At 48.8% G+C, this 24,050-nt stretch carries 26 protein-coding genes; 11 read left to right on the forward strand and 15 right to left on the reverse strand.

What is annotated here, in order from left to right:
* Positions 1-9: 9 nt before the first annotated feature.
* The 9 genes from LKD70_RS15020 to LKD70_RS15060 all read left to right on the forward strand — a co-directional run bounded on the left by LKD70_RS15020 (position 10) and on the right by LKD70_RS15060 (position 11,179).
* A complete protein-coding gene (locus LKD70_RS15020; RefSeq protein WP_158229576.1) occupies positions 10-666 on the forward strand; it encodes a DUF5038 domain-containing protein in 657 nt (218 codons plus the stop codon).
* Positions 663-3,974, forward strand: coding sequence for a TraG/VirB4 family ATPase (locus LKD70_RS15025; RefSeq protein WP_227708695.1), 3,312 nt, complete (start codon positions 663-665; stop codon positions 3,972-3,974). The genes LKD70_RS15020 and LKD70_RS15025 overlap by 4 nt, the downstream gene beginning before the upstream one ends.
* 90 nt (positions 3,975-4,064) lie before the next feature.
* Positions 4,065-8,081, forward strand: a complete 4,017-nt coding sequence (locus LKD70_RS15030; RefSeq protein WP_227708696.1) for a VaFE repeat-containing surface-anchored protein — start codon at positions 4,065-4,067, stop codon at positions 8,079-8,081.
* Positions 8,082-8,148: 67 nt separating this feature from the next.
* Positions 8,149-8,511 (forward strand): hypothetical protein, encoded by a 363-nt coding sequence (locus tag LKD70_RS15035; protein WP_227708697.1) that lies wholly within the window; start codon positions 8,149-8,151, stop codon positions 8,509-8,511.
* A 62-nt stretch (positions 8,512-8,573) separates the two neighbouring features.
* Positions 8,574-8,852, forward strand: a complete 279-nt coding sequence (locus LKD70_RS15040; RefSeq protein WP_087416736.1) for a hypothetical protein — start codon at positions 8,574-8,576, stop codon at positions 8,850-8,852.
* Positions 8,853-9,015: 163 nt separating this feature from the next.
* A complete protein-coding gene (locus LKD70_RS15045; RefSeq protein ID WP_087162278.1) occupies positions 9,016-9,429 on the forward strand; it encodes a DUF3268 family zinc-finger domain-containing protein in 414 nt (137 codons plus the stop codon).
* Between the two features lie 15 nt (positions 9,430-9,444).
* Positions 9,445-10,020: a sigma-70 family RNA polymerase sigma factor gene (locus LKD70_RS15050; protein ID WP_227708698.1), complete on the forward strand. Its 576-nt coding sequence runs from the start codon at positions 9,445-9,447 to the stop codon at positions 10,018-10,020.
* Positions 10,021-10,040: 20 nt separating this feature from the next.
* On the forward strand, positions 10,041-10,724 hold the full coding sequence (locus LKD70_RS15055; RefSeq protein ID WP_227708699.1) for a cell division protein: 684 nt from the start codon (positions 10,041-10,043) through the stop codon (positions 10,722-10,724).
* A gap of 17 nt (positions 10,725-10,741) precedes the next feature.
* The gene (locus LKD70_RS15060; RefSeq protein ID WP_087317300.1) at positions 10,742-11,179 is read left to right on the forward strand and encodes a hypothetical protein; all 438 of its coding nucleotides are present in this window, start codon (positions 10,742-10,744) and stop codon (positions 11,177-11,179) included.
* A gap of 59 nt (positions 11,180-11,238) precedes the next feature.
* On the opposite strand, the gene LKD70_RS15065 is transcribed toward LKD70_RS15060, so the two are convergent.
* Positions 11,239-11,754, reverse strand: a complete 516-nt coding sequence (locus tag LKD70_RS15065) for a helix-turn-helix domain-containing protein (protein ID WP_087317301.1) — start codon at positions 11,752-11,754, stop codon at positions 11,239-11,241.
* Positions 11,755-11,990: 236 nt separating this feature from the next.
* Here LKD70_RS15065 and LKD70_RS15070 point away from each other — a divergent pair, with 236 nt between their 5' ends.
* Both LKD70_RS15070 and LKD70_RS15075 read left to right on the forward strand, forming a co-directional pair.
* The gene (locus LKD70_RS15070; protein WP_015573205.1) at positions 11,991-12,263 is read left to right on the forward strand and encodes a type II toxin-antitoxin system Phd/YefM family antitoxin; all 273 of its coding nucleotides are present in this window, start codon (positions 11,991-11,993) and stop codon (positions 12,261-12,263) included.
* Positions 12,244-12,558, forward strand: a complete 315-nt coding sequence (locus LKD70_RS15075; protein WP_087162295.1) for a type II toxin-antitoxin system RelE/ParE family toxin — start codon at positions 12,244-12,246, stop codon at positions 12,556-12,558. Before LKD70_RS15070 ends, LKD70_RS15075 begins: the two co-directional genes overlap by 20 nt.
* Before the next feature lie 74 nt (positions 12,559-12,632).
* On the opposite strand, the gene LKD70_RS15080 is transcribed toward LKD70_RS15075, so the two are convergent.
* The 14 genes from LKD70_RS15080 to LKD70_RS15145 form a co-directional block, all read right to left on the reverse strand.
* Positions 12,633-13,043, reverse strand: a complete 411-nt coding sequence (locus LKD70_RS15080) for a winged helix-turn-helix domain-containing protein (protein ID WP_227708700.1) — start codon at positions 13,041-13,043, stop codon at positions 12,633-12,635.
* On the reverse strand, positions 13,036-13,560 hold the full coding sequence (locus tag LKD70_RS15085; RefSeq protein WP_177311638.1) for a hypothetical protein: 525 nt from the start codon (positions 13,558-13,560) through the stop codon (positions 13,036-13,038). The genes LKD70_RS15080 and LKD70_RS15085 overlap by 8 nt, the downstream gene beginning before the upstream one ends.
* A 29-nt stretch (positions 13,561-13,589) precedes the next feature.
* Entirely contained in the window at positions 13,590-14,003 is a 414-nt protein-coding gene (locus LKD70_RS15090; RefSeq protein WP_177311637.1) for a hypothetical protein, read from the reverse strand.
* Positions 14,003-14,680, reverse strand: a complete 678-nt coding sequence (locus LKD70_RS15095) for an ABC transporter ATP-binding protein (protein ID WP_087162298.1) — start codon at positions 14,678-14,680, stop codon at positions 14,003-14,005. The genes LKD70_RS15090 and LKD70_RS15095 overlap by 1 nt, the downstream gene beginning before the upstream one ends.
* A gap of 29 nt (positions 14,681-14,709) precedes the next feature.
* Positions 14,710-15,963 carry an ABC transporter permease gene (locus tag LKD70_RS15100; protein WP_227708701.1) on the reverse strand — a complete coding sequence of 418 codons (1,254 nt, stop codon included), beginning with the start codon at positions 15,961-15,963 and terminating at the stop codon, positions 14,710-14,712.
* 16 nt (positions 15,964-15,979) lie between these two features.
* Positions 15,980-17,242, reverse strand: a complete 1,263-nt coding sequence (locus LKD70_RS15105; RefSeq protein ID WP_227708702.1) for an ABC transporter permease — start codon at positions 17,240-17,242, stop codon at positions 15,980-15,982.
* A 15-nt stretch (positions 17,243-17,257) separates the two neighbouring features.
* Positions 17,258-18,595 (reverse strand): ABC transporter permease, encoded by a 1,338-nt coding sequence (locus tag LKD70_RS15110; RefSeq protein WP_177310363.1) that lies wholly within the window; start codon positions 18,593-18,595, stop codon positions 17,258-17,260.
* A 259-nt stretch (positions 18,596-18,854) separates the two neighbouring features.
* A complete protein-coding gene (locus tag LKD70_RS15115) occupies positions 18,855-19,490 on the reverse strand; it encodes a hypothetical protein (RefSeq protein WP_177310364.1) in 636 nt (211 codons plus the stop codon).
* Positions 19,487-20,248 carry a hypothetical protein gene (locus tag LKD70_RS15120; protein WP_227708703.1) on the reverse strand — a complete coding sequence of 254 codons (762 nt, stop codon included), beginning with the start codon at positions 20,246-20,248 and terminating at the stop codon, positions 19,487-19,489. The genes LKD70_RS15115 and LKD70_RS15120 overlap by 4 nt, the downstream gene beginning before the upstream one ends.
* A complete protein-coding gene (locus LKD70_RS15125) occupies positions 20,241-21,119 on the reverse strand; it encodes an ABC transporter ATP-binding protein (RefSeq protein ID WP_227708704.1) in 879 nt (292 codons plus the stop codon). Before LKD70_RS15125 ends, LKD70_RS15120 begins: the two co-directional genes overlap by 8 nt.
* Positions 21,120-21,171: 52 nt before the next feature.
* Positions 21,172-22,137, reverse strand: a complete 966-nt coding sequence (locus LKD70_RS15130) for a M56 family metallopeptidase (RefSeq protein WP_227708705.1) — start codon at positions 22,135-22,137, stop codon at positions 21,172-21,174.
* Positions 22,121-22,510 carry a BlaI/MecI/CopY family transcriptional regulator gene (locus tag LKD70_RS15135; RefSeq protein ID WP_227708706.1) on the reverse strand — a complete coding sequence of 130 codons (390 nt, stop codon included), beginning with the start codon at positions 22,508-22,510 and terminating at the stop codon, positions 22,121-22,123. Before LKD70_RS15135 ends, LKD70_RS15130 begins: the two co-directional genes overlap by 17 nt.
* Before the next feature lie 138 nt (positions 22,511-22,648).
* On the reverse strand, positions 22,649-23,047 hold the full coding sequence (locus tag LKD70_RS15140; protein WP_227708708.1) for a helix-turn-helix domain-containing protein: 399 nt from the start codon (positions 23,045-23,047) through the stop codon (positions 22,649-22,651).
* 208 nt (positions 23,048-23,255) lie between these two features.
* A complete protein-coding gene (locus LKD70_RS15145) occupies positions 23,256-23,939 on the reverse strand; it encodes a M23 family metallopeptidase (RefSeq protein ID WP_227708709.1) in 684 nt (227 codons plus the stop codon).
* Positions 23,940-24,050: the final 111 nt, after the last annotated feature.

The following is a 24,050-nucleotide window of genomic DNA, read 5'->3' on the forward strand; positions in this document are numbered from 1 at the left end:
GGAGCACTTATGAGCAGATTAAAACTGATCTTGTCCATCCTCCTGATGCTCTTTCTCCTATTGGTCGCCATCTTTCTTCCCTCCAAGCTCCGGGAACAAAAGGAAACACCGGATCCAGAGGCACAGGAAGAGGCCGCCACCCAGGAAGAGACAACACAGCCAGAGGAGCTGACCGAGATGGACTTTTTATCCTTTGAAGAACTGAGCCAGTTCTTCTCCTCCGCCCAGACTGCATCCCTAAAGGAGCAGTTTCCGCTATATCTTACTCTTATCGGGCGGACAGACATTACATCGGCAGAATATCTGCCGGATGAAACCGGGTATCCGGATACCACCACAGTTGAACTGCATTTTCTCCTGTCCGATGACAGCACCCTTCCAGTGTTCTATGACACCATGACGGGTGCTTTTTCTTTTGGAGAGGAGCGGACGGTGCTGGGGACATCTGGAAAAACCTATGAAAAACCGGTAGTGGATACCCTCCCTTCTGTCTCCAGCAGTGAAGTGGAGCAGCGCCAGGAAGGCGGCTATGCGGATGTGACCGCACCGGAATCACCTGCACCGGATACCGGGACAGAAGAAACGGGAACTACGCAAAGCGGAACTTCCGCAAATGCTGCGGATCCCGCACAGAACACCCAGGACGGAGAGGAGGTGCTGCCATGAGCAATCCGGATGAGCAGCGGACCTCCTTTATCCCGCCAAACTTCATCGAAAAGGGCAAGATCTTAAACGGCACCTTTGACATCCGCAATGCCATTGAAGCCATTATTTTCGCCCTGCTGATCGGGGTGCCGGTGGTCCACCTGCCGTTTTCCCTGACTACCCGCATCATCATCCTGTGCATGACTGCCCTTCCGGCGGCCATGGTATCCCTCATCGGGATCGGCGGAGAGAGCATCACTGCTTTCCTTATGAACGCCCTTCGCTTTTTGAAGAACCGGCGGGTGGTTTACCGCTCTGACGCAATGCCGGAGCCAAAGAGGAAACGGCAGAAGCAGCCCGGCTCAAAAGAAGCCAAAAAGCCTGCCAAACGAGAACGGCGGAAGAAAAAGGCGAACCAGGGTTCTTCTGAAGATTCGCCCCCTTTTGCGGGGGCCGGCCAGCAGGATGATGCACCTCCCACAAAAGAGGCGCCCCAGCAGGATCTGTCCGGCTCCCCTTCCTCCACTCCTTCTGGGAAAACGAAACGGAAAAAGAAACGGGAGCCAAAGGTTCGTGAGCATAAATCCTTCGATACCTCCACCCGGCGGGGCATTCGCAGGCAGGCCCGGGAAGATATCCGGCAGTTAGCCTACGAGCAGAAATGCGCAAAGATAGCAAAGCGCCGGGAAGAGCGGGCGGAGAAGGAAAAGCTCCGTGCCAAAAAGAAACAGGCTGCGCAGGACGCCCGCCTTGCTGCACGGCAGGCGAAAGCGGCCCGCAAGGCAGAGGACCGAAAGGCAAGGGAGACGCAGGATGATAAAGCTGTACAAAAAAGTGCTTCAAAATCCCGTCAGACAGCATCCCAGTCTTCCGGCAGGAAAAAGAAACGGAAGTTTCAGACCATAGAGGACTACCTTCCGATTGAAAAGATTGCCCACGGTGTCATTTACACAACGGATGGCCGGTATGTAAAAATCCTGGAAGTCGAGCCCATCAACTTCCTCTTACGAAGTGCCAGGGAGCAGATGGGGATCATCTACAGCTTTATCAGCTACCTGAAGATCAGCCCGGTAAAGCTGCAGATCAAGATGATCTCCAAACGGGCGGACATCAACCAGCATCTGGAGAAATCCAGACAGGAGCTGGAAAATGAAACGGATCCCCGGTGCCGGGAGCTGCAGGAGGATTACCTGAAGTTTGTCCGGAACCTAAGTTCCAGGGAGGCCGTTTCCCGGCGGTTCTTCCTTGTTATGGAATATGAACCTTTTAACGTCAACCGGAAGGTGACGGAACGGGAGATCTTAGAGTCTCTTGAAACGATGGCGCAGACAGCCAAGACCTTCCTGTACCAGTGTGGCAATGAGGTGACAGAGCATGAAAATCCGGATGAGTTTACCACGGATGTTTTGTACACCCTCTTAAACCGCTCCCTTTGCGCCACCCATCCCTTACAGGAGCGCATTGCTTCCGTACTAGCACGGTACGCCAAGGAGAACCGGCCCGATGAGGACATCCGCATCAGTGAATTTCTCTCCCCGGAAACCCTGGATTTCCGGCACTCCAGCTATGTGCTGATCAACGGGGTCTACCACTCCTACCTGTACGTACCGTCATCCGGCTACAAAAGCCGGGTGGTGCCGGGGTGGCTGTCTCTTTTGGTAAACGCCGGGGAAGGCATTGACGTGGATTTTTACCTCCACCGGCAGCCAAAGGATAAGATCCAGCAGCGGCTGGGACAACAGATCCGGATCAACCGTTCCAAGATCAAGGACGCCTCGGATACCAATACCGACTATGACGACCTGGATTCCGCCATCCGCTCCGGTTATTTCTTAAAACAGGGGCTGGCGAATAATGAGGACTTCTATTACATGAGCCTTCTCATTACCGTCACAGCCTCTACTTTAGAGGAACTGCAGTGGCGGGTACAGGAGATGAAAAAGCTCCTGATCTCCCAGGACATGGACCTGAGAACCTGCTACTTTCTGCAGGAGCAGGGCTTTTTATCCACGCTGCCCCTGGCATCTCTGGATAAGAAGCTGTATCAGCTTTCCAGGCGGAACGTTTTAACCAGCGGGGCGGCAAGCTGCTATCCTTTTGTCAGCTACTCCATCTGTGATGACAACGGGATTCTATTTGGTGTCAACAAGCACAACAACAGCCTTGTCATTGCGGATATCTTTGATTCCAGGCAGTACAAAAATGCCAACGTGGCGATCCTGGGCTGCTCCGGTGCAGGGAAAACCTTTACCATGCAGCTTTTTGCCACCCGGATGCGGCGCAAGAACATCAAAGTCTTCATCATAGCGCCGCTGAAAGGGCATGAGTTCTACCGGGCCTGCAAGAATATCGGCGGGGAGTTCATCCAGATTTCCCCCGCCAGCCGGAACTGCATCAACATCATGGAGATCCGGAAAACGGATAACTCCGTCAATGAGCTGCTGGACGGTCCTTCCATGGACAACTCGGCACTGGCCGGGAAGATCCAGAAGCTGCATATCTTCTTCAGCCTGCTCATCCCGGACATGACTCATGAGGAGCGGCAGCTTCTCGATGAGGCGCTGATCAAGACCTATGCCAAAAAGGGGATCACCCACAAAAACGAGTCCCTGATCGATCCGGCTCATCCGGACCGGTATAAACCCATGCCGATCCTGGAGGATGTCTACGATATCCTGATGGAAAGCGATGACACGAAACGCATGGCCCACATCTTAAACCGGCTGGTCCACGGCTCTGCTTCCTCTTTTAACCAGGAAACCAACGTGGATCTGACCAATAAGTATACGGTGCTCGATATTTCCGAGCTGACCGGGGATCTATTGACAGTGGGCATGTTTACCGTCTTGGATTATGTCTGGGATATCGCAAAGGAGAACCGAACGGAGGAAAAAGCCATCTTCGTGGATGAGGTCTGGCAGCTCATCGGTGCGTCCAGCAACCGCCTGGCTGCGGAATTTGTCCTGGAGATCGCCAAGATCATCCGGGGATACGGCGGTTCTGCCGTCTTTGCAACGCAGGACTTAAACGACTTTTTTGCCCTGGACGACGGCAAGTACGGAAAGGGAATCATAAACAACTGCAAGACTAAACTTGTCCTGAACCTGGAAGACGAAGAGGCGCAGCGGGTGAAACAGATCCTGCATCTCTCGGAAACGGAGGTGATGAACATTACACACTTCCAGCGGGGCAATGGTCTGATATCCACGAATAACAATAACATTACTGTGGAATTTAAGGCATCCGCCCTGGAAAAAGAGCTGATCACTACGGACCGGCAGGAACTTCTGGAGATCCTGGAACGGCACAGACAAAAAGCAGCCGGGTAACGATGCCAAAGCAACCCATGGGGAGTGTCTGATGCAGGGCAGGCACTTCCTTTTTTCATTCCCCTGTACCTTTTGAAAAGGAGGAGACTTATGAAACGAATCAAAACCCACATCCTCCGCCGCTGTTTCGCTTTCCTGATGGCAGCCATCGTCCTTGCGGGGACAGCCATCACAAGCCCCATGACAGCCCATGCGGCGGATGGAACCCTTAATTTCCAGACAGGTGAATTAATCTCTTATGGCGATTACTACACCACAAAGATGTCTGTGGATAACAACGGCACGGCCTACTGTGTCCAGCCCATGAAGAAAACGCCGGCGGCGGGCAGCTATCAGTACGAACTGCTGGGAAAAGACTCTGCGCTTCGCAAGGCGCTCTACTACCTGCCCGGCGGTTACGGCTATGAAGAGCAGAACATCGCCGGCACCTATTTAAGCGGCTGGTCTGAAAATGACCGCTACGTAATCGGTCATCTGGTGGCTTCCTATGTTTATAGCGGATATGATGCTGGAAGCGGAGCCTTTTATGGTGCGCCCCAAAGCTACATTGATAAGGCGGTGGAGATCGCCAATGCGATCCAGGGCCTGCCTGCGCCACCGGACTCCTTCCGTGCCTTTATCATCCCATCTGACAGCAACCAGACCGTAGCGGGATGCTGGTACGAAAAGCCCTACGGCTGGATCGAAATCCAGAAATCCACGGCAAACAGCTCCGTTTCTGACGGGAACGGCAATTACAGCTTAAAAGGCGCCCAGTACGGCATTTATCAGGGCAGCAACCTGGTAGAGACACTGACCACCGATGAGAATGGCTATGCCAAATCCGGAGATCTTGAGGTCGGCAGCTACACGATCAAAGAGCTTTCTCCATCTCCGGGATACGCCCTGGATACCAATGCCTATAATGTGACGGTTTCTTCCAATGAAACAGCAAAAGCAGAGGTCAAGGAAATCCCCCAGAATAATCCCCTCTCCCTGGTGCTTCAGAAGCTGGATGCAGACTTAAAGGATGCCATTCCCCAGGGCGCTGCCAGCCTGAAGGATGCGGAGTTTACCGTGAAGTTCTACACCGCCATCTCCGATACGGATCCGGCTGCAGGCGGCAGTGAGCCTGCCCGCACCTGGGTATTCCGTACAGGAGACGATGGAAGAATTTCTTTTACGGAAGAATACAAGGTCAGCGGGGATGAGTTCTACTATGCAAGCGACGGCAAAACACTGTGCGTGCCTCTTGGTACCGTGACCATCCAGGAAACCAAAGCGCCAGCAGGCTACCAGCTCAATGAAACGGTGTTCGTTCTGCCGATTTCCAGCAGCGGTACAGAAGAAACAGTCTCTGCTTACCAGGCGCCGGATGTACCGGATGCTGTCATCCGGGGCGGTGTCAAAGTACAGAAACGGGATCTGGAAACCGGCGGCACCACTCCCCAGGGCGGTGCTATACTGGAAGGCGCAGAGTTCGCCATCACCTCTTTAAATGAGAACCCGGTAGTGGTCGATGGGAAGACCTATCAGAAGGATGAAGTCGTCCTGACCATCAAGACTGATGCCTCCGGACTGGCTTCCAGTGCTGCGGACGCTCTGCCTTACGGCAGTTACCGTGTAGACGAGGTGACGCCTCCCACCGGTTATTTAGGGGAAGGCACCCTCTCCGCTGAGTTTACCATCTCTAAGAACGGGGAAATGGTGGACCTGACTGGAGAAGACAGTTCCATCTCAAACCAGATCATCCGGGGCGGTGTCAAAGTGCAGAAACGTGACATCGAAACCGGGGAAGCTGCCGCTCAGGGTGGTGCTACTTTAGAGGGTGCGGAGTTTACCATCACTAGCTTAAATGCCAATCCGGTGATCGTGGACGGGGAAACCTACGAAAGCGGGGAAGTCGTCCTGACGCTTGTGACCGATGAGAAAGGGCTGGCTTCCACTGCGAAAGATGCCCTGCCTTACGGCCATTACCGGGTGGATGAGACAAAAGCGCCGGAAGGGTATCTGAACGAGGGCCGTATCTCTCTGGAATTTGACATCACGGAAGACGGCAAGATCGTGGAACTGACCGAAACCGGCTCATCCATTGAAAACCAAGTCATCCGTGGGGATCTTGAGCTTGTTAAAGTCAGTGACGGGGATCTGTCCCGTCTCGCAGGCGTACCGTTTACCATTACGTCCAAAACAACCGGCGAGAGCCATACCATCGTAACAGATAAAAACGGTTATGCCAGCACATCCGCAGAGTGGAACAAACATACCTCCAATACCAACCGGGGTGAGACTGCGGAAGACGGCATCTGGTTTGGCACCTCCGAGCCGGATGACTCCAAAGGCGCCCTGATCTATGATACTTACACCATCGAAGAACAGCGCTGTGAAGCCAATGAAGGCCGAAATCTTCTTACCTTTGATGTGGAAGTGTACCGGGACTCTGTTACCATCGACCTGGGAACGCTGACCAATGACAAAGTGGAGATTGCCACCACTGCACTGGATAAAGAAAGCGGCTCCCATATGGCAAAGCCCGATGACAAGGTAACGATTGTCGATACGGTTGAGTATGAAGGGCTGAAAAAAGGCGTGGAATACCGGGTGGTCGGCACGCTCATGAACAAAGAAACCGGGGAACCTTTTGAGATTGATGGAAAACCGATCACAGCAGAGACGACCTTTACGGCGAAAAAATCTACCGGCAGCGTGGAAGTAGAATTTACCTTTGACGCTACGGGCCTTGGCGGAACCACCGTGGTCTGCTTCGAGGAACTCTGGCAGGATGACCTGAAAATGGCTGTTCACGCCGATATCGAGGATCAGGACCAGTCCATCTTCTTCCCGGAGATCGGTACTCAGGTGAAAGATTCCGAAACCGGCCTTCAGATGGCTCACGCAGATGAAGAGGTAACACTCATTGATACCGTATCCTATTCCAACGTACCCGCCGGAGAAGAGCTTACCCTGCAGGGAATCCTGATGGATAAAGAAACCGGGGAAGCATTGGAGATTGACGGGGAAACCGTGACTTCTGAGTTGACCTTTACACCGGAAAGCACGGAAGGGACCGTGGATGTGGAGTTCACTTTCAACGCCACGGAAGCGGCAGGCAAGACACTGGTTGTCTTTGAATCCCTGTATTATGGGGAGGAAGAAATCGCTTCACACAGAGATCTCGCTTCACAGGCGCAGACACTGGTTCTGCCTTCTGTCAGCACCACTGCAGCAAATCCGGAGCTTGGAAACCAGACCGGACTTGCAAAGGCGGAAGCATCCATTACGGATACAGCCGAATATACGAACCTCATTGCCGGGGAAACCTTCACGATCCGCGGCACGCTGATGGATCAGGAAACCGGCAAAGAGCTGCTGATTGATGAGAAACCAGTAACTGCTGAAGCAGAATTTACCCCGGAGGAGGCTGCTGGAACTACCGAGCTGACCTTTGCATTTAATGCAGAGACACTGGCTGGGAAAACACTGGTCGTTTTTGAGGAGATCCTTTATAAAGACCAGGTAGTTGCCTCTCACAAAGAGATTGATGCCCCATCCCAGTCCATTTATTTCCCGCAGATCGGCACCTCTGCCACAGACGGGGAGGACGGGGATCAGGAGATCCTGGCCGACAGCGAGGTAACCATCAAGGATACGGTTTCCTATGAAAACCTGATTCCCGGGGCATCCTATCTCTTAAAGGGCGTGCTGATGGATCAGGAAACCGGGGAAGAACTGCTTCTTGACGGCAATCCGGTCACGGCTGAAACCGCATTTACACCGGAAGAGCGCAGCGGCTCCGTAGAGGTTGTATTTACCTTAGACGGCAGCTCCCTTGCAGGAAAATCCCTGGTTGTCTTTGAAACCCTCTACTATGTAGATGCAGACGGGACACAGCGGGAGATCTGCTCTCACAAGGATATTGACGATGCGGGACAGACCGTGCATCTCTCCGAAAATCCTCCGGAAGTACCGGAAGAACCGACGGAAACACCTTCCGTTTCTAATCCGGTCAAGACTGGGGATGATGCACCCATCCTTCTTTACCTTGGCATCGGGGCAGGCGCTCTTGTCCTTGCCGGAGCACTGACCGTCCTGTATCTGCACAGACGGAAACAGAAGGATAACCAATAACCCACACATTGACTCTAACAGGCGGTTCCTATTACTGGGCCGCCTGTTTCTATGGAAGGTGACAGATATGGAACGAACCCACTGTACGGCGGACGCCAAGCATATCCGCCATTTTCTGGACTGCTGTGAGGGGAACTGGCACCAGTGCGTATATGTGCGCTGCGTTTCCTGCAAAGCTCCGGGATATTGCAGACAGCCGGACTTTTTATACCATCCGGATCCGGAGGGGAAGCCCTGTGTCCTTCCCATGAGGGATGCCAGGCTTCTTTTCGCCCGGCTTCCAGAGCCCACCGAGTGCGCCGGCGCATTGACCATGGAGCAGTTTATCTCCCTGTACCGGCCCTATCTGGAAAAAGAAGGGCTGCTTGAAGCCCCCTGTCTTCCGGAGGCACTGCTGCGTCTCCAGGAGGCAGCCTGCTATGACTGGTAAAGTTGCGTTTTGCGGAGCTTCTACGTATGGGATAAGTAAGAAAACGAAAGGAGGAGCATCACATGAGTTATCTGATTCTGATTATCTGCTGGATCGACAGGGCATTTACCACCCTGATCTTTCTCCCCATGCTGTATATCCTGTACCGGAAGTTCCGCCCCACAAAGCCCTGGACGCCCCGCGCCATGCGGCTGTACCTGGTCTGCAAGGTTCTGGTGATCCTGTTTCTGGTGCGTATCTTCTGCGCCGGATTCCTCTTCACACCAGTCAACTATGAGCGCTTCACGGACAGCGGCCTGTTTCCGCTGATCAAGGCCATCTTTTACTCTGACTGGCCGTAAAAATGGTGAAACGTGCCATTTGGTCCGGATCTGGGACCAGTTTCGGCGCTCATCCTATGGGCATCTGTCACCTTTATCCTTACACTATAAGTAAGCAATACGTAGAGAATGATAAACGTATGCCGTACTTATGCCATACGTATGAAATTGAGGTGAACAGACTATGAAACAGAAGAAATCCATCCGCTGCCCATACTGCGGCGGCACTGCCATCCTTCGGGACGCTTCCTTCGTCTATGGGGAGAAGTCCTATGGCGGCAAGGTTTATGTATGCAGCAACTACCCCAGGTGCGATGCCTATGTAGGAGTCCATCCCGGAACCCGGATCCCCAAAGGCACGCTGGCAGACCAGGAACTTCGGAAGAAACGGATGCTGGCACACCAGATCTTTGACCAGATCTGGCTGAGGGGAATCTTAAGCCGTCCCGACGCCTATCACTGGCTGGCAGACAAGTTCTGCCTCTCCGATGAGCAGGCTCACATCGGGATGTTCGGAAACTATATGTGCGACCAGGTAATCCGGGAGTCCAAAAAACTTCTGGCGAACCAGCGCCCCCGCCTCCAGGCGGCAGGCTGAAAGGAGGGAACCATAATGGTAAAGCCCATGACACCCGCCCAGAAGCAGTTGGCGGAAGATCATATGGATCTGGTCCCAAAGATCATCCGCTCAATGACAAACGGAAGCCCTTTAACCAGCGAGCAGCGGCAGGAACTTTGCCAGATCGGATACCTGGCCCTGTGCCGGGCAGCCGTCTCCTGCGGGGAAGGGTTCCCCTTCACTCCATACGCTGCAGCTGCTATCCGCAATGCCATTTATGACTCCTGGCGTCACGAAATCCGGGGAAAAGATCTTTTCTGCCCGCTGCAGGAAGATCTGCTGGATGCTATGCCGGCCCTGCAGATTGGCCAGGAACCGGAAGCAATGCCGGATGCAGCGCCCCTGGCACTGAAAGATACGGCGGCAGGTGCTTATCTGGAGACGCTCAAAGCCTCCCAGTGCAGCACCATCCAAAAAGGCATCGAGGCCCTCTGCTTCCAGCTTGAGGGCTACTCGGCCAAGGAACTGTCCGCTCACTACCAGGTGCCTTCCAACCATATCCGGGCCTGGCAGAGCAAAGCCCGCAGATTTTTACAGCAGGATGCTGCGCTGTGCGCTCTGTTATCCTGAACGATAAAGGAGGAACTTTTATGCTTACGCTCTATACCGCTGTCGGCAGTCTTCAGTTTGTAAATGTGAACGGGAAACCGGTCCCCCATGTGATCAATAATCAGAAGGAATACGGGATGTCCAAAGAGGAGCTTCTTGTGTGGAGCTGCCTGGCCTTCCAGATCCTGACCTATCCGGAACTGGAGCGTCTGTTTGAAAAAAACTGTGCAGACTCCGGCCAGTCCATCTCCCTGCCGCTGTCCCATTACCTGAACCGTCTGCTCCTGCGGGGGCTTCTGGTAAAAGGGATGGGGGTAAGCGCCGTGGATGCCCTGTACCGGCTTTTGGGGACGCTGATCATCACACCCGTTGAGGACCGTTTTCTTCCCCGGCTTGCCAGTGTATTCCTGCTCTACACCAAAGGGCAGGTGCAGCTAAAGGACATTCCCCGGCTCCTGCGCAAAACAAAATGCACGCCCACGGAGCGGGAAGTCCTGGCTCTTGCCGGGAAAGCGTCCCTGTCCACAGCAGAGCTGCTGCTCAGCATGGAGCGGGGCATCCTGATCCGCAAGGAAGAGGATATCCTGGAGAAGCTCTACACCTCGCCGGAAGACACCTGCAGCACACTTACGGATACCGTGCAGATCACTCACGCCCAGTATCCAGTCCTGCAAGCGGTCAGCAACCTGTACCTGAACCAGAAAATCCTATTCCAGAAGATTTAATCCGAAAGGAGAAACCTATGCCGAAACCATTATTTACCCGGCTGGCTGCCATCTGTGCAGTCGGCCTTTTCTGTGTCCTGTTTGGGTGCGTTTATGCCCTGTCTCAGAAGGATACCATCCTGCTGGTCATGAGCCTGCTTCTTGGCGTGTGCTGCATCATACGCTTCCTCCTTTTATACCAGGCTGTAAAAGCAGAGAACTATCGGGTTCTGGAGGGTATCTGCGTTAAGCGGGAAAAATCGCCCCTCACTCGGAATCAGCAGGTGCTGTTCCGTACCTCGGACGGAAAAGAATACCGTTTCAGCCTGGAAAAACACACCCGGCTTCTGGCTGGCCACAGCTACCGGCTCTATTTTAAAAAAGAAAACCGTTTGGAAGAAAAAGCTGGGGATCTGCTGCATACTCCGGCGCTGATCGGTTACGAAGAACTGACGGAAGTATCAGCAGAAGAATAAAAAATGTCCTGTACAACTGGAATCAATCAGGTGTACAGGACACTTTTTAGCGATGAAAGTTATCTGTTTTTATAGGTGAAGATAATCCCAATGATAGAGCCAATAAGAGCGAATGGCGCCAGTCTTACAAACAAAAATTCAACGCCATGCAGGATGGTCCCTGCAACTGCAAGCTCCGGATCATTGTAATCCCAATTCAAATATTCGCTCTGCATAGCTGCAAAAGCAACAAATACGACTATAATAACCGCACACAACGCAAAAAGCAGATAGCGGATTGTCTGAATCCTCATCTTACTTCTTTTAGCAAATTGGAGGTTAATTTTTTCCAGTTTTTCAGAAATACTTTTGAGATCCAACTCATTCACACATGGCTCCTGTACGGTTTCTCCTAACAGTATACTTACTGAAGTATCCAGTTCGTCTGCTAACGAAATGAGCATATTTGAGTCAGGAACCGATAGACCTTTTTCCCATTTCGATACCGTCTGCCTTACTACATTCAGTTTTACGGCAAGTTCTTCTTGCGATAATCCTTTTGCCTTTCGGAGATTTTTAATATTTTCATTCAGCATAACCTGTGCCTCCTTTGTTTTGATACAACTATTAAATATCAAAAGCACCGTTGCCACAAGCAACACAAATTAACATTTCCATTATTACTACAAATGTTAATCTATTGATACCTCAAATATACCAAATAAGTATTCTTCCTGCTACACTTTAATATAAAGGAATCGCAGTCAACGAATAAGTTTCTTGCTTTTGCGATAAAATTATGATAAAATAACGCCATAAAGGAGGCGATACTATGCTGAATATTCGTCCTGTTTCAGATCTGCGCAATCGCTTTTCTGAAGTTGAAGAGGATGTCTTATCCAAAGGTGAACCGGTTTTTCTTACCAAAAACGGTTACGGTTCTATGGTTCTGCTCAGTCTGGAGCAATACGAAGAACTGACAAATGATGTGGAGCTGGCGCTGGATGAAGCGGACCGCGCCGCTGACCTCTCTGACACACGCTATTCTGCCGACGAGGTTTTTGGTCGGGTGAGGAGGCGCATCCGTGAACGAAAAGCATTATGACCTGCGGTTTCTCCCTCTATTTGAAGATGACCTCAATGAAATCGTAGACTACATTACCTATCGGCTGAGAAATCCCGCTGCAGCAGAACGACTGGTGGACGATGTGGAAACAGCCATTTTAGAAAGGCTTCCCTGTGCAGAATCCTTCGAGCCTTTTCACTCGGCACGAGAACGTCAATATCCATATTATCGTATCCAGGTGCGGAACTTCACCGTTTTCTATGTGGTGATTGGAAACATTATGGAAGTACGACGGATCTTGTATAACCGCCGGAATTGGAAAGAACAACTTTAAGATCAGTACCCCGATCTTCTCATTCCATGAGACAGACCGGGGTACTTGGCTTTACAGTCTCCTTTTTCAGGGACTCACTCCCCTGGGATATCCACAAACTTGTATCCAACTCCCCACACGGTCTGGATATATTCTTTTGTTGTTACCTTTCGCAGTTTCTGGCGGATATTCCTGATGATACAGAATACCGCACTGTTTACATCCACCGGCTCCTCCTTCCAGACTGCCCGATAGATCTGCTCTTTCGTGAAAACTCTTCCTGGCTGACTGGCAAGGTACGCCAGGGTGTGAAATTCGTAATTCTCTGTCAGAGAAATTCCTTGCCCCTGATAAGATGCCTGGTGGCGGAATGAGTCAATACAGAGTCCGGAATACTCAAGAACTGGATCTGCCTCCGGCAATGCCTGACCTCCATCCAGTCTTGCCAGGATCTGTTCCTTCACCAGACCGGAACTTTCTGTCGTGCGAAGTACCAGCTCAATCATACCTGTTTCGTACCGCCTTCCCCGCCGTCTGAAATGTTACGGATATCAGCTCCTTTTTCCCGCTTCTGGAAATCTTCACGTCATATCCCACAGATTGCAGATACTGAAGCGCCAGCCACCTGCTTGTTCCCAGCCTTTCACTGTCTGCCTTTCTTTCCGTTTCTCCTGTACCGCCTGTTGCTGTGAAGGACAGTGTTTGGTCTTTTCCTGAGAAAAGGACCTGTACCGGATGTATCTCGCATACCAATACATAGAAAAGCGCACAGACGGCTGCCTGTACCTGGCAGGTACACAAAATCTCTTTATCCTCTGCGATTTCCCGAAAATCCATTTTTACGGGAATCTTTTCTTTGCGAAGCTCCGTTTCCATTTCCTCAAAGATCTCTAGGCACATCAACAGGAGATTCTTATGCTGCGTCTCTGTTTTCCACTGGGAAAAAGGTGTCTTATTTAATGTAAGCCAGTTTTCGATCAGATAACTTTTCTCTACTTTCCTGTCATCTTTCTCAGTCTTCATTGTTTATCCCCTCCTCCTGCCTGCATGGATCATTCCGGCTCCCTTTCTTTAAATCCCCATTCCTCAAAATCAGTATCTTCCGTTTCCTGCCTGGAGCCGTCTACTTCTTCAGACACAGCCTCTATTGGCCCGTTAAGCATGGGAGACGATGCTTCCAGCTGTAAATCCAGCTTTTGCGCAGCAACTCTCGGAAGCATATATCCGCAAAAGATCAGGATTGCTGAAAGCGCAAAATACTGCACACAACTGGATAAATAAAGATTCACGATTGCCAGTTCATTTCCGGCTACGGGAACGCCCTGCTCCAACTGCAGAGAAATATTCTTGTGGCAGGCAGCCAATGCCGTTACCGCTGTAACTAGCAGGATCAGTGCGAGGATGTAAAACACTGCAGAAAGCATTTTTCCCTTATGGATGGATCCAGGGGATGAAATCCGTCTCATTACCTTCCCCTCCTTCCATTCCGTGCCTTCGGTGTGTCCGATATCCGGTCCAGAACCTGGAGTTCTCCCCGTTTCAGCCTGCATATCACATCTGCCTGCTTCGCCAGCTCATTCGAGTGTGTAACTACGACCACACACTTATTCATCTTGTGGGCGCTTTCTTTGAGGATCTCCGTAATATCCCGTGCCGTATCCTCATCCAGATTTCCGGTAGGCTCATCGGCAAGAATGACCGGCGCCTCACTGGCCAGAGCCCGTGCGATAGCCACACGCTGCTGCTGTCCACCGGAGAGTTTCAATACGTTGCGCTTTGCCTCTTCTTTTGTCAGCCCCAGCCGCTCCAGGATGGGAAGCGGCGGCAGCTTGGAGGTGAGGGCTACATTTTCCTTTGGATTCAGATAGTCGATCAGGTTGTATGCCTGAAAAATGAAAGACACATGATTCTTCCGGTGGTCGGAAAGCCCTGTCTTCGCAATATCCTGGTCCTCGAATAAGATCTGCCCGCTGGTCGGGCTATCCAGGCCGCCGATCAGGGACAAAAGCGTAGTCTTCCCACAGCCGGACGGACCAAGGATTGCATAGAGCTTTCCCTGCTCCATCTGGACATTTATACCACGCAATACTTTTCTTCGGTTGTCATAGGTATAACCTACGTTTTTTACTTCCATGATGCTCATACTGTTTACCTCGTTTCATTTCTATTTCTTTACTCCATCTGTGACAAAATAGCCTTCGGTTTCATCCGCATGACCGGGATACACGACACCAGTACCGCTATGATAAGCAAGCCCGCTCCGGAAGCTGTGACCAGAACAAAATGATGGGGCGTAACAATGACGTTCTCAGCCGCCTTTCCAAACAGTGTGCCTAGAGTCCCCGCCATTTCCCGGCTTGCCAGATATGCCAGTGGAAATGCTGCTATAGCAACCAGGCAAATCTCCAGCATTTGCTGCAATAGGACTGCGTACTTTTCAATCCCCACTGCCAGCAGGATCCCGATTTCCCGTTTTCGGCTTCGGATAGACATGGAAAGGATTAGGATGATCAGTACCATGCTTACCACGGTAATCATTACAATCAGTGTTGTAACCAAAGTGCTGGTATCCGAGAGAGAGCTGGAAATACGCTCATATACTTCGTTGTTTACCGTGATGTAGTAGGAGTTCCAGTCGATGGAGGTGTTGTTCTGGACTTCCTGAACAATGCTCTCCAGCTTCGCCGCGTCAGAAACGAAGAAATCTACGGAAGTAATCCCATTCCCTTCGCTTGCCGTATAGGGCGCAGAGATAGCGGACATGGTATCCATATCTACAAAGACATATTCCTCATAATCATAAAAGGTCGAGGGCCTTGCCATCGTTGCCTGTTCGTCATTATCATCCGCAATGACCTCAAACAAGCCCGCAATCTGGCACTCAACCAGCGGATCATCCGGATTTCCATTTTTCACTTCCAGGGTATCACCAATAGACAGTCCATATTTCTCAGCCAAGCCTTCGTACAAAATAATTCCACTATTCCCCTCCGTTACATGTCGGCCTTCTGTTAAACGCAAGGCTCCACTAAGAAACAGTGGAGAATACTCCGAATCGAAACAACCTGTTGCATAAAAAAGGTCTGCTACACCTTCTCGTTCATCCGTCCCTTTCATCAAAGTATCCTGATGATAGATATTCGCAATCGTATATTGAGAAGTGTTATAGGATTCTACGCCATCAATAGCGGCGATCTCCTCAATCATCCCATCTGTGACAGGCTGCAGGGTATAGCCGTTGTTGGCATTGACAGTAAAACTGGCACCTGTCACGCCTCGCAGCTCCTCCGACTGCTCCTCTTGTGCATCTGCAATCGCCAGCCCCGACAACACTAGAGTCGTAATAAAGAGAAGCAGGCAGAAAAGCAGCAGCGTCTTTTTCCATTTTCGTACGGTATGTAAAACCGCCCGTATTCCTAAATTCATATCGCCTGCGCCTCCTTTACTCCATCTGTGACAAAATCTGCTTGGGCTTCAACCGCATGGTGGAGATACTGGACACCAACACCGCCGCCACCAGCAGGACGCCGCCCACGATAGCCACCAGCATGAAATGCTCCGGCGTGACGATGACATTCTCAGCCGCCTTGCCGAACAGCGTCCCCAGGGTGCCAGCCACTTGCTTGCTCGATAGATACGCCAGCGGGAAGGCCACCACCGCAATCAGCAGGGTTTCCAGCACATATTGGAGAATCACCGCAGGCTTGGCAATACCCACTGCCAGCAAAATCCCGGTTTCCCGTTTTCGGCTGCGGATGGACATGGAGAGAATCAGGATAATCAGAACCATGCTCACAGCGGTAATGACAATAATGAGAGTGGTGATCAGAGTCCCGGTGTCGGAAAGGGCGCTGGAAATATTCTGATACACCTCATCATTGGCGGTAATTTTGTAATTGTTCCAGTTGATAGAGGAAATGCTCTGCACTTCCCGAATCACATTCTCTAATTGGGCGGCGTCCGTGACATAGTAGTAGGCTTCGGAAATGCCCTCGCCATCTTCGCCCCAGCCCTTAATCAAGCCCTCGGCTGCGTCCATGCTGCAAAAAACATAGCTGGAATAGGCGTAATAGGACGAATCATCATACATATTCACTTGGTCGCCCTTATCTGCCACCACATCGAAGATACCTACGATCTCCATATCCACTGCCGGGGTGTTATTCTCCGGGTAGTAAATCCCGGTCACGGTATCTCCCAGCTTTAGATCGTTCCACTCAGCCACTTCCCGGCTGATAATAATGCTATTGGTCATATCATCGATGATGTGGGTGCCTTCCACCAGTTCAAACCGGCCTGACAGGAACAGTTCATGGTATTGGGAATTGTAGGAGCCGTAGTTGTAGAAGCTGTAATTCTCATGGGCCAGTTCCTCGCCCTTATCATTGAAAATATCAGGCAAGGTAATCAGGGTAGCGTCATACCCTTCAATGCCATCCACTGCGGCAATCTGCTGGATCATGTCCTCGGACATAAATTCCTGTGTACTGTAATTGCCGTTCCAGCCGCCCGTAGAGATGTCACGCTCCACGGTAAAGCTGGCTCCGGTGGTTCCCCGGACTTCCTCGGCCTGTTCCTCCTGAGCGTCGGCAATCGCCAGCCCGGACAGCACCAGAGTAGTAATGGCCAGAAGCAGGAAGAACACCAGCAAGGTCTTTTTCCATTTCCGCACGGTATATAAAATTGCCCGTAGTCCTAAATTCATATCGCCTGCACCTCCTTAACTCATCTGCGACAAGATACTCTTGGGTTTCATCTTCATAATGGGGTAGGCCGCCAGTGCAGTAGAGGCCACACAAAGCGCCATGCCAAAAGCCCACACCATAGCGTAATCTTCTCCTGAAACAGCCACCTCAATCTCGGCAAGGTTCAAATCCTCGGCGGGTTCTTCCGCAGTTTCATGTTCCCCTGTCAGATCCACCGTTTCATAGGTTTCGCTTGTTACCTGTGAGAGCAGGCTGCTCCCGATCTGGTGGGAAATGACGGTGCTGGTGCCAAAAGAGATTACAAGGGCGATAACCGCCACAAGAACCACCTCCAGCAGATACTGCAACAAAACCGAGCCTTTTGAGATTCCCATCGCCAGATAGATACCGGTTTCATGGATGCGTCCCCTCAGCCGCAGCGTCAGGAACAGTGCCAGCACCAGGAAGCAGATCACAGATACCACCGCAATGGCGATAAACACGATATTCTGCAGGCCTTCCAGGGACTCCTTTGCGTTCTGGTAGTCGTTGTCATAGCGTGTGAGCGTACAGTCCTCCCATGCTACACCCGGAATATCCTTTACCTCATCCATGATTCGTTCAAGCTCATCCGGATTATCCACATAAAAATCCCCATACTGTACACTTGCTCCGTCTTCTGTTCCATAGAGCAGGCTGGCGGCTGTGGACAGGTCTGTAAATACAATATTGTCGTAGAGATCATAGGACGGTGCAATGCCGATAGAGTCCTGTTCTTTGGTATTGGTAAAGATCCCGGCCACCGTTACCGGAATGGTACGATTCTTCCCCTCCACATCCTTCAGCAGCATCGTATCCCCTATACTCAGCCCGTTTCTCTGTGCAAATTTCTCATGGATCAGCACCTGGTTTCCGCCTTCCGTAGTAATCGGTTCGCCCTGTGTCAGTTCAAACCCGCCTTCCGTAAAGTAGCTGTCATCCTGGGAGTTTGAATTTGCCACAATCTTTCCGGCGTGTTCATAGCCTTCCGGTATCTGGGCGGCCTCTTCCGTGTTGATTTCAAGAGGATTCCCCTGTGCATCACAATATTCAGCGTAGGAGTAAGAACGGAGCGTGTATCTGCCGCTCAGTCCGTCAATCCCCAGGATCTGCTCCCGTACCTCCTCTGTGATTCCGCCCTCCAGCTGTTTTCCATTGATTGTGAAGTATCCCAGAAGAGCCTTTTTGATGTTGGCATTAGCCGTTTCTGTGGCAGACTGGATGGAAAAGCAGGTCAGCATCAGCGTTGCCATGACCAGAAGGAACGCAAGCAGCGTAAAAGTCTTTCCTTTCTTCCGTATGGAATAGAGAAAAGCCCGTTTACACAAATTCATTTTTCTTTCACCTCATTTCTTATGTTGTTCTGTTGTCCATGTGTAAGTGAACATTCTAAGGATACATAAGGAAGGTGGAGTTCAGGTGGAGTTGAGATGTTCTTTTGATGTAGTTGGCGATACGGTGTAAAAATCGGCGACCTTGATTTGTTCAAAGTCGCCGCAATCTAATCAGGCATGGAGAAAAGCTGCTAAACAACAGTTTTTTTCTTTTCCCGTCTGGCAGGTCAGATTAAAACGATATTTAATTTCTTACACCTCAATCAACCCTTTTGCATTTCCAGTAAATAACACACCATAAAAATAGACCTGCCAAAGTAATAATTCCTTTGTTCCATAGCCAAATATTATTTTGATCCCCTGCAAAACGGATAAATAAGTAGACATATTCTAACCCCGGAAATCTTAACAGGCTTCGTGTCAATAAGATTATTAGCCATATAACTCCACAAACTAATGTTGCAATATGATCTTGCCTACATATAATCCCTAACAAGGCACACAGCGACGATAAAAAGAATGTTGGTGGGAAATACAGCACAATCAATTCCCATATTGGCATTTCGTATCGCATAACTGACGCACCAGCCATGCTAAAAACCGCAAATAAACTGGATATTGCAAAAGCGATTATGTAACGTAACAATACCCATTTGAAAAGAGATTTGCTTTGTGCGGCAATAATATCAAAATTACTGTCTGCTCTTGTCTTTCCCCATTCACCAACAACGATTGCCACAAAAAACGGAAATATCACTTCAAAGCTGACCGGGTAAAAATCGAGCAGATCTCCGGCTATGATAGAAAGAACAATCATAGTAACCGTAAAAGCCACTGATACGATAAAGAAATTTATCCCGAAAATTTTTACTTCGCTTTCAATTCGCGCTTTCATTCTGACCTCCAAAACTTGTGTTTCAAAAACAGCAGGCTGCCAAACACAAGACCGCTTCCTACAAGGAAAAATCCATTTGCAATAACGCTTCCCATATCAACAAACGGCCATCTCGGATGCACCCATATCAAACGGACTAAATCACCGGAAGTAATCAAGTAAAACGGCATTGCCTCTGCCGAGCCTACATAGGTGGCATTAAACCCAAACAATATTGCAGCCAGAATATAGAATAAGCGAATGTCAATCATCCCCGGTAAGGCAATCGAGCAAAAGCTGACAAATAAGCTCACTGGAACTAAAGAAACAAAGATTGCTTTTACCAACGGGACAATACATTCAATCAGGGAAATTTCAAATGGCGCAGCAATAAAATAAATTGTCGTGTTAAGTACAAGAAAAATACACTGCATGGAGAAAACATATAGAAATCCGCCCAACAGCTTTCCCAACACATATTGCCATTTTCGTAAGGCCGATGACATCAGCAAAGATTTCATTCCTGTCTTAGTATCTATGGGAATACGTCCTGCCAATAAGAACATCAGACCAAACAATAAAACAAGGCTGTCAAGGCTCACGATCCGATAGACAAAATATGCTGGCTCATTCAAAAACTCCAACCGAGCTAAATTCCCGGCAGAGGGGAAATTGTCAAGTAAAGAAAGTGCCATCGCTACAAGAAGTACACCCCATGTAACCAGACGCTTGAACTGCATTTTATATTCATAATGGAGAACAGAAAACATTTTACGCATGGGCTTTCCCTCCCATACAATACACATAAGCATCTTCCAAAGTCGCCGTGACAGGTGTGGCCTGTAAGAAAAGCCCGCTTTCGTCCATTATTCGCACAGTCAATCCGTGGCTCTCGTATGTCGTCGATAATACTACCGATTTCTTTTGAAGCTCGATAAGCTGGTTTTCATTTTCTAAATGTAGGATTTTTACCTTATCTTTTACCCGTTCCAATAGGGCGGCAGATGTACCAGCATAAAATAGATGCCCTTTCCGCAGAACAGCAAGTTCTTCGCATAGCTGGTGAATATCTTCGACAATATGTGTAGAAAGCAAAACGGTGCGGCCCTCTCTTGCATATCTTGACAATAGGCCACGGAACCTCACCCGTTCTTCTGGATCAAGACCGGCTGTCGGTTCGTCAACAACAAGAATTTGAGGATTGCCAATTAGCGCCTGCGCAATGCCAACCCTCCGTTTCATGCCGCCTGAAAGCTGACCTATTTTGCGTTTGGAAAATTCCAGCATTTCAACCTGCTCCAACACGCTGCTGACAGCCTTTTTGTTATGAATGCCTTTAAGTTCTGCCATGTAATTTACAAAGTCAAATACAGAAAGAGAGGGGTACATGGCAAGTTCCTGGGGTAAATACCCAATCCTTGCTCTGACCTCATTTCCCTGTTTCACGGTATCAAAACCGCAAATTCGGATTGTACCTGCTGATGGGGTTAATACCGTAACCAATGCCTTCATCAGCGTAGTTTTTCCGGCACCATTGTGCCCCAACAGGCCAAAAACACCGCTGCCAACATGAAAGCTGACATCATCAAGAGCGGTAACACCGTTCTTGTATTTTTTGGTAACGTGATTGATCTCAATGTTTGTATTCATACGCTCCTCCATTCAACTACATTCGTAGATTTATAGATTTTAATGATACGGGTTACTCATTGTAACCCGCACCATATTCTGTACCAGTATTATAGGCCGGATAAGGATAGAAATGTTCTCTGCTGAATTGTACGGAAAAAGCAACCGTAAGTATCAGAGCAACAGCCAATATAACCGTTATCATCCTGTCCCTGATCTTTGATGTTCTTGTGGTGATCCGTTTAATTCTGCGTTTTGTCAACACAAAACTGAGTGCGCCAATCCCTTTACCGGGTTTTGTAGCTTGAACCGTAGACAGTTCCAGCAGCCGGATAATAGCCGCAGCATATTCTGTTTCCGTGACTTTCCCTTGTGAAAATTTTAAGGCATTGCAATCGCAATCCGTTTCACAATGTAGTGAAAAATCTCCTTTAGCAATCCACGCAAAAGGGTTAAGCCAGTTTAATATGCAAACATAATCATAGATACGCTCCAAAAGAATATGTTTCCGCTTAATATGGGTCAACTCGTGGAAAAAAACAGCGGATAATTCGATATCGGTCAGTTTCTCTATAACTGTTTTGCTCATAATGATTGTTGGGCGGAATACGCCGGTAACGCAAATGGGGTTATCCAAACTCCCCCAATATAATGCAGGCACTTTTTTTAAGCCGACAATTTCCGCACATTGTAAGCAAAGAGCATTTAGACGCTCATTGCTACATGTCTGGTATCCCTTCAATGCTCGCTTTGCCATTATAGAGCGTATCGTATCATAGACGAAAAGAATACCACACCCACACACCCATATCCAACAGACGATATAAAATCCATTTAACCATTCCTGTGTTTCCGGTGATATGAGAAACACATCCGGTGAAAGGAATGGCACGCAAAAAAGGATCATACCGCAAAGCGGAAACCACAGGGGCGGCGTACAACGCAGGATATGATTGATAAAAAGCGATAAAACACAAAACATACCGCCAATGGCAGACACAAAAATAATCGCATTGAAAATATTACCGAGTATCTGCATCTGTTTTCTCCTGTTGGTCGATTAAACTCTTTAGCTCATTCAATTCCTCAGACGAAAGATTGCCGCTTTTGACAAATCCCATTACCATCTTGGACAGGGAACCATCATATACACGGCTTAGAAAACTTCGGCTTTCCGCAAGCTGGCAATCACTTTCGGATACTGCTGGATAATACAAATATCCCTTCCCTTGACGTTTTGTAGTCAATGCTCCTTTTTTTACCAAACGGGCAAGGTATGTCTGAATAGTCGTCTTGCTCCAACCTGTTTCTTTTAGCCTGTCTAATATTTCGGGAAGTGTTTGTGGAGAATTACTCCAAACAATCTTCATTACTCTCCACTCTGACTCTGAAATAGAAAGATGCTGCTCCATAAGGCACCTCCTTTGATTGACACTATGTAGTTTAATCTATTATAGCGATAAAACTACATAGTGTCAACCATTGCAAAAAATAACTATATGTAATTTTCTCGCTTGTCAATTTATAAACTGCCTATTCCAGAATCATACCTACATTCTTTGCCAAAGCCATTCTATATCAGGAAATACCAAATGCAGAATGGAGCCTGCAACAACAAAGACTCCTATAAGGAGAATGATATAACATAATATTTTTACTAATTTCTTGACTTTTGCTTTTCCGTTCTCTACATCTAAATAAATAGAATTCACTTTCTCATCGGTCAAACTTTTTTCTCTGACATCCTGAACATCTATATCTTTCACTAATTCATCTAATGTCATATCGAAATAATCACTCAGCATAACGAGCCGTTGGAAATCCGGATAAGATTGACCCGCTTCCCATTTGGAAATGGTCTGCCTCGAGACCTGAAGCTCCATACCCAACTCCTCTTGAGACAGCCCTTTTTTCTTTCTGATACATAAAAGCTTTTCATTGAATTTCATTTCTTCAGAAATCCTCCTTGTGTTTGGTGTCCAAATTATATATTGAGAAGCTGTATAAGGGCAAGCAATAACTGTTGGCAATTTGTCAACTGCGCTTACCATAAGGTTTTTATCTGATTTGTAAACCCATTAAAGCACCCAACACATCCAGATGTAAACCGTCGGTTTGTTGTAACCAAACTATCATAACAACTGAAAAACTGACATTCTATTTATTTTGATTTTCCACAATATCTCCTCTGCTAATATGAGGACTATTATGAGATATGCTGTGATTTCTAATTTTCTCAAACCATATCGGTAGACTGGCTGATAAAAGAAAACTTTTCCCTTGCTGTACTTGGAAATGTATATGTGGTTCACTTGTATTTCCGCTATTACCGCAACGAGCTATCTGCTGTCCTCGATAAACTTTATCTCCTACTTTCACACAAAAGCTGTCCTTTTTTATATGAGCTATGGTGCTGTATTCATGCTCTGAATGTTGAATGATTATATAATTCCCCCGCACATCAGAAGCATGGCAGTCAACCTCCTCTTTCTCAGGAATTGGTGTATCTTCAAAAAGATTTTTTATTTCTATGACAATGCCATCCGCAGCTGCTAAGACAGTTTTCCCGTAACAAAAATAATCTGTCACATTTTTCCCATTGCCTGAAAAGGTTGAACCATTCTTTTGGATATAGAAGTCATAAGCATACCTCTGATTGCAAATACTCCATGAATGTGAGGTTTCTTTATTATTCCCGCCATTAGCGACAGTCCAACATTCTAAAAAGGGAAGACTATAATGAACCTCCGGCATATAAGTATCTACATTAGGTAATCGAAACATATTTCGTATATAAATGAACGGTATTCCAATCAGCATACCTAAGCCTGAATTATTCATGATAATTCACTTCACTGCGGTCAATGCTGCATAGTTGCTGATATTTTTGATATTTCCTACTTTCACTTAACAGATGAAGAAATTTTTATAGAAAAAGAACTTCAGCTTTGT

Source organism: Ruminococcus turbiniformis (assembly GCF_020687545.1).
Classification (GTDB): Bacteria; Bacillota; Clostridia; order Lachnospirales; family Lachnospiraceae; genus Mediterraneibacter; species Mediterraneibacter turbiniformis.

Coding starts and splice junctions, on each gene's coding strand:
- LKD70_RS15135 (WP_227708706.1), bottom strand. CDS start 22,510: ATGGAGCAGCATCTTTCTATTTCAGAGTCAGAGTGGAGAGTAATGAAG.
- LKD70_RS15070 (WP_015573205.1), top strand. CDS start 11,991: ATGCTGAATATTCGTCCTGTTTCAGATCTGCGCAATCGCTTTTCTGAA.
- LKD70_RS15085 (WP_177311638.1), bottom strand. CDS start 13,560: ATGAAGACTGAGAAAGATGACAGGAAAGTAGAGAAAAGTTATCTGATC.
- LKD70_RS15130 (WP_227708705.1), bottom strand. CDS start 22,137: ATGCAGATACTCGGTAATATTTTCAATGCGATTATTTTTGTGTCTGCC.
- LKD70_RS15050 (WP_227708698.1), top strand. CDS start 9,445: ATGGTAAAGCCCATGACACCCGCCCAGAAGCAGTTGGCGGAAGATCAT.
- LKD70_RS15140 (WP_227708708.1), bottom strand. CDS start 23,047: ATGAAATTCAATGAAAAGCTTTTATGTATCAGAAAGAAAAAAGGGCTG.
- LKD70_RS15030 (WP_227708696.1), top strand. CDS start 4,065: ATGAAACGAATCAAAACCCACATCCTCCGCCGCTGTTTCGCTTTCCTG.
- LKD70_RS15120 (WP_227708703.1), bottom strand. CDS start 20,248: ATGCGTAAAATGTTTTCTGTTCTCCATTATGAATATAAAATGCAGTTC.
- LKD70_RS15105 (WP_227708702.1), bottom strand. CDS start 17,242: ATGAATTTAGGACTACGGGCAATTTTATATACCGTGCGGAAATGGAAA.
- LKD70_RS15110 (WP_177310363.1), bottom strand. CDS start 18,595: ATGAATTTGTGTAAACGGGCTTTTCTCTATTCCATACGGAAGAAAGGA.
- LKD70_RS15115 (WP_177310364.1), bottom strand. CDS start 19,490: ATGAAAGCGCGAATTGAAAGCGAAGTAAAAATTTTCGGGATAAATTTC.
- LKD70_RS15125 (WP_227708704.1), bottom strand. CDS start 21,119: ATGAATACAAACATTGAGATCAATCACGTTACCAAAAAATACAAGAAC.
- LKD70_RS15065 (WP_087317301.1), bottom strand. CDS start 11,754: ATGCTGAATGAAAATATTAAAAATCTCCGAAAGGCAAAAGGATTATCG.
- LKD70_RS15035 (WP_227708697.1), top strand. CDS start 8,149: ATGGAACGAACCCACTGTACGGCGGACGCCAAGCATATCCGCCATTTT.
- LKD70_RS15040 (WP_087416736.1), top strand. CDS start 8,574: ATGAGTTATCTGATTCTGATTATCTGCTGGATCGACAGGGCATTTACC.
- LKD70_RS15145 (WP_227708709.1), bottom strand. CDS start 23,939: ATGAATAATTCAGGCTTAGGTATGCTGATTGGAATACCGTTCATTTAT.
- LKD70_RS15100 (WP_227708701.1), bottom strand. CDS start 15,963: ATGAATTTAGGAATACGGGCGGTTTTACATACCGTACGAAAATGGAAA.
- LKD70_RS15055 (WP_227708699.1), top strand. CDS start 10,041: ATGCTTACGCTCTATACCGCTGTCGGCAGTCTTCAGTTTGTAAATGTG.
- LKD70_RS15090 (WP_177311637.1), bottom strand. CDS start 14,003: ATGAGACGGATTTCATCCCCTGGATCCATCCATAAGGGAAAAATGCTT.
- LKD70_RS15095 (WP_087162298.1), bottom strand. CDS start 14,680: ATGAGCATCATGGAAGTAAAAAACGTAGGTTATACCTATGACAACCGA.
- LKD70_RS15060 (WP_087317300.1), top strand. CDS start 10,742: ATGCCGAAACCATTATTTACCCGGCTGGCTGCCATCTGTGCAGTCGGC.
- LKD70_RS15080 (WP_227708700.1), bottom strand. CDS start 13,043: ATGATTGAGCTGGTACTTCGCACGACAGAAAGTTCCGGTCTGGTGAAG.
- LKD70_RS15045 (WP_087162278.1), top strand. CDS start 9,016: ATGAAACAGAAGAAATCCATCCGCTGCCCATACTGCGGCGGCACTGCC.
- LKD70_RS15025 (WP_227708695.1), top strand. CDS start 663: ATGAGCAATCCGGATGAGCAGCGGACCTCCTTTATCCCGCCAAACTTC.
- LKD70_RS15020 (WP_158229576.1), top strand. CDS start 10: ATGAGCAGATTAAAACTGATCTTGTCCATCCTCCTGATGCTCTTTCTC.